This is a genomic window from Dethiosulfatibacter sp., from assembly GCF_983023055.1.
Window position 1 is genome coordinate 1 of the sequence record NZ_CEZJXU010000201.1, and the last position, 4,404, is coordinate 4,404.

Here is a 4,404-nt window from a genome sequence, read left to right on the forward strand (position 1 = left end):
TATTGCAGGTGCAGCTGCATTTATTACAACCTCACCTATAGACTTGGCTCCATATGGACCTGTCGGCTCATAGCTTTTTGCAAAATCAACCATAATTTTTGGAGAATCCTTTCTCGTAGGAATCTTGTAAGTCATGAAGCTATCGTTCATTTCTCTTCCTGCAAAGTCGTGATTTATATCCTCGTAAAGAGCCATTCCTATTCCCTGAAGTATTCCTCCCTGAGTTTGGACCGTACAAAGATTGGTATTTATCACTGTTCCACAGTCAACCACTCCCGCAAATTCCAGTACGTCAACTTTTCCTGTTTCAGTGTCAACCTCAACCAGGGCAAAACCTGACTTATATGGTGGTGCTTCCTTTGAACAGGTGTGGCTTCCAGTAGCCATAACCTGCCTGCAGTTAAGCCTGTATCCAAGATCCTTAAGACTTATACTGTCCTCACCCCAGGCAAATACTCCATTGTCATATTCTATTTCATCGATTTTCGTATGGGAAATTTCCGATACTTCCTTCTTAAGCTTTTCAATAATCGTTTCCGACGCTTCTACTACAGCCCTTCCAGTAACATATGTAGAGCTTGATGCATAGGAACCGTCATCATAGGGTGTAACATCTGTATCCGCTGCATATACGACAATATTTTCAAGAGGAACCTGCAGAGTTTCGGCAGCCATCTGTGATAGTATAGTGTCGCATCCTGTACCCATATCCGTTGCACTTATGAGCAAGGTGAAAAATCCGTCACTGTTGAACTTAAGTGTCGCACTTGCAGAATCTATATTCAGCACTCCTGATGCCTGAATTGAAAGTGCCATTCCAACACCTCTAAATTTCCCGTTTCCCATGTCTTTTCCAGGATAGTTTTCATCCCAATTTATGAGTTCCTTGCCCCTGTCTATTAAAAAGTCAAGCTCACAGCTGTCCTGTCTTATTATGTCGTCTTCGTATACATGGTTTGTTCCAAGAAGAAGGTTTTCACCCTTCTTGATGAGGTTCATCTTTCTCAGTTCTGTAGGGTCCATTCCAATCTCTTTAGCCAGTTCGTTTACTATGGATTCCACAGCAAATAGTCCTTGCGTCTTTCCATAACCTCTAAAAGCTCCTGATGAAGGCAGGTTTGTATAAACAGCAGTGGCATCAAACCTGTAGCCATCTACCTTGTTGTACATTGCCATTGATTTTTCGGCACATGCTTCAATGACGGTGCTTGCATGTTCTCCAAAAGCTCCCGTATCTGATATTGCTTCAAAGTCGAATGCCTTAATCTTTCCGTCCCTGTTGGCTCCAATTTTCACTTTCATTAAGAAGGGATGTCTTCTAGTTGTAGCTAGAAAAACTTCCTTCCTTGAATAATAAATTTTTGCAGCCTTTCCAGTCTTAAGTGTAACAAGTGCAGGAAAAAACTCGGAAGCAGCTGTCTGCTTAAGTCCAAATCCTCCACCAATTCTCGGTTTCTTAACCCTTACCCTGCTTGTAGGAATATTAAGGGAATTGGCTATCATCCTTCTTACATGGAAGGGAACCTGAGTTGCAGACACTACAGTCATCCTGTCGTATTCATCCATATAGGTATAAGTTGTGACAGGCTCCATCATTGCAGGATTGGTTGCCTGAGTTTCATATTCTCTCTCCAGGATTATTTCACTTTCCCTGAAGCCCTTTTCATAGTCTCCAATGTCAAAATGAAGATGTGATGCTATATTCTTTTCCGGCTCAAAGCCTATATCGTAGTTTACTCTGGAATCTTTTTCAAAATGCACTATGGATTTTGATTGGACAGCAGTCTTGTAGTCAAGGACTGGTTCAATTACCCTGTAGTCAACCTTGATCAACCTCATGGCCTTGTCTGCCTGTTCTTCATTCCTTGCAGCAATAACTGCAACCTCGTCTCCTATATATCTTACATAATTGTCAAGTATTTTCCAGTCAAGAGGAGAAGGCTCTGGAAATGTCTGTCCCGCTCTTGTAATCCTCACATCAGGCACATCCTTGTAGGTAAGTATACACTCCACACCTTCAATTTTATCGGCTTTTTCCGTATCTATATTCAATATCTCAGCAAAATGATGCTTGCTTCTAAGTATTTTTACAATAAGGGCATCCCTTGGGGCCAGGTCGTCTGTATAGACTGCAGCTCCCGTTACAAGCTTCTTTCCATCTCTCTTTGGAATAGGCTGGTTCACAATTTTAAGTATCTTAGGCAATTTCTTTTCCAATACCTTCATTACTCCACCTCCAGATATTTCTTGATGCCCTTCATCTGGGCTTCATATCCTGTACATCTGCACAGATTTCCATTTATATAATGCTTGATGTCTTCTTCTGTAGGATTTTCAAGCTCATTCTTCATTGCTATGGTTGTCAATGCAAGGGATGGCGTACAGAATCCGCACTGGTCTGCACCTTCATTTATTATATGCTCTCCAAGCTTTTCAGCTTCTTCAATGACTCCTTCGAGGGTTGTGATGCTTTTTCCTTCAGCTCTGTGGCTGAAGTAAGAACATGACAGTACCGGGATTCCGTCAACTAGTACCGTACAGGCTCCACAGGTGCTTTTATCACATCCCCTTTTCACACTCTTAAAGCCGTTATTCCTTAAAGTTTCGGAAAGATATTCATCTTCCTTTACTTCCACTTTTATTTTTGTTCCATTTACCCTAAGATTAATTATCATTTCCAAGAACCTCCTTGATTCCTCTTTTAAGAAGGACCTTGCTCATGGCACTTCTGTATTGGCCAGATCCAAGAATATTTGTTCCATAAGCCAGTTCTGCTGCTGCATTACAGGCTTTTCCTATTATATATTCATCTATTTTTTCTGCAGCATTTAGAATCTCCATGGCATCTGTTGCAAGTACTGCTCTTCCAGGTCTTCCTCCTATGGCAATCCTGTACTTGCCATGAATACAAGAAACTCCACAATTCAGTATTGCATAGTCTCCTTTGGAATTTCTCATCATCTTAAAGGATGCATTATTTATGTTTTTCTTTATTATAATTTCAACCAGAATATCCTTTTCCAAAAGACCCTTTTCCATATAATCCTCAAGGCTTATCCTTCCACTTTTATAAAACTGAAGGTCTACATCAAGTGCCAGCAATGCAGTTATAAGATCCGAAAATCCATATCTTGGATATACTGTACCGCCTATGGTTGCTATATTTCTAAGCTGAACGCCTACAATATTTTCAAGAGCCGCAGCGAAATAATTGTCAAACCAGCTGTTTAAAGCACTGTCCGTTTCCAACTGCCTGAGAGTAGTCATTGCTCCAACTGTGAAAGCATCCTCAGTTTCCTTTATTCTATTCAAGTTCAAATCGAAAAGGTCTACAGCCTCTCCTATGTATAGGTCTGTGGAAAGTCTTAGAAAAGCTCCGCCAGCAATTAGCTTTGCTTTATTCTTATTGCTGTAGATTTCCCAGGCTTCCTCCATTGTCTTTGGTTTGATTAAATTTCTTATTCTGATCATATTTTGCTCCTAAATTCACACTATATTATGATTATTTACCCAACTATGTAGTATATCACAACATAATGTATTTTTAAACAATAATGTATACATTCTGAAGCGCTCAATAATAAAGCTGTGTTATAATATTTCAAGACTTTTTTTACATTCTAAAAACAATAAAATTCAGGAGCATTCACTATGAAAGACAATAATGATTTAAAATCATACGGCTGGCTGTTATCCAAATTCTATACTTTAATGGTGATATTTTCAGACAATAAATATATTATAGATGAGTTCAAAAAAAGAATAGATAAATCAAAGAAAATCCTTGAATTGGGCAGCGGACCAGGTAATGACTACGGTGTACTTGTGCAGGATTATGATATTACTGGAAGTGATTATTCAGAAACTTTTTTAAAGATACTTAGAAAAAAATTCAATAATGACAGATTCCTGAAAATCAATGCCTTGACCATGGAAACAGAAAAAAAATATGACGTTATATATTCAAACAAGGTTCTTCAACATCTCACTACAGAAAACCTCGCCGCCTCATTTAAAAAACAATACGAGGTATTGAATGAAGGCGGAATTCTTTTTCATGCCATGTGGAAAGGAACTAGTTCGAAGGAAAAAGAAAAATCGATGCCTGATATCCGCTACGAGAGGGATGACATCAAAAAAATTATGGGTAAATTTATAATCAAGGATTTCATAGTATACAAGGAATTAAAGGAAAATGATTCCTTCATAGTTGTTATGGAAAAGAATTCTAACCCTGAAGACCTCGTATGATTTTCCTTCTAAATATGAGATAAAAGGCTGTCGAAGTTAATAATATGAGCCCGCAATAATATATCACCTGGCTCCATTCTATGTTTTTTGTCAGTATAGCCTCCAGAACCTTGTAATCCCAATAAAAGGGAGACCAGTACAGAAATACCTGCC

Annotated in this window: 4 protein-coding genes; 1 reads left to right on the forward strand and 3 read right to left on the reverse strand. The window is 38.9% G+C overall.

What is annotated here, in order from left to right:
- The 3 genes from AC3AX0_RS07980 to AC3AX0_RS07990 all read right to left on the reverse strand — a co-directional run.
- On the reverse strand, positions 1-2,226 hold a 2,226-nt coding region (locus AC3AX0_RS07980), incomplete at its 3' end, for a xanthine dehydrogenase family protein molybdopterin-binding subunit (RefSeq protein WP_487549773.1).
- Complete coding sequence (locus tag AC3AX0_RS07985) at positions 2,226-2,675, reverse strand: (2Fe-2S)-binding protein (protein WP_487549774.1); 450 nt, start codon at positions 2,673-2,675, stop codon at positions 2,226-2,228. The genes AC3AX0_RS07980 and AC3AX0_RS07985, both read right to left, overlap by 1 nt.
- Positions 2,665-3,471 carry an FAD binding domain-containing protein gene (locus AC3AX0_RS07990; protein ID WP_487549775.1) on the reverse strand — a complete coding sequence of 269 codons (807 nt, stop codon included), beginning with the start codon at positions 3,469-3,471 and terminating at the stop codon, positions 2,665-2,667. Before AC3AX0_RS07990 ends, AC3AX0_RS07985 begins: the two co-directional genes overlap by 11 nt.
- Positions 3,472-3,651: 180 nt before the next feature.
- Here AC3AX0_RS07990 and AC3AX0_RS07995 point away from each other — a divergent pair, with 180 nt between their 5' ends.
- Positions 3,652-4,251: a methyltransferase domain-containing protein gene (locus AC3AX0_RS07995; RefSeq protein ID WP_487549776.1), complete on the forward strand. Its 600-nt coding sequence runs from the start codon at positions 3,652-3,654 to the stop codon at positions 4,249-4,251.
- The last annotated feature ends 153 nt before the right edge of the window (positions 4,252-4,404 follow it).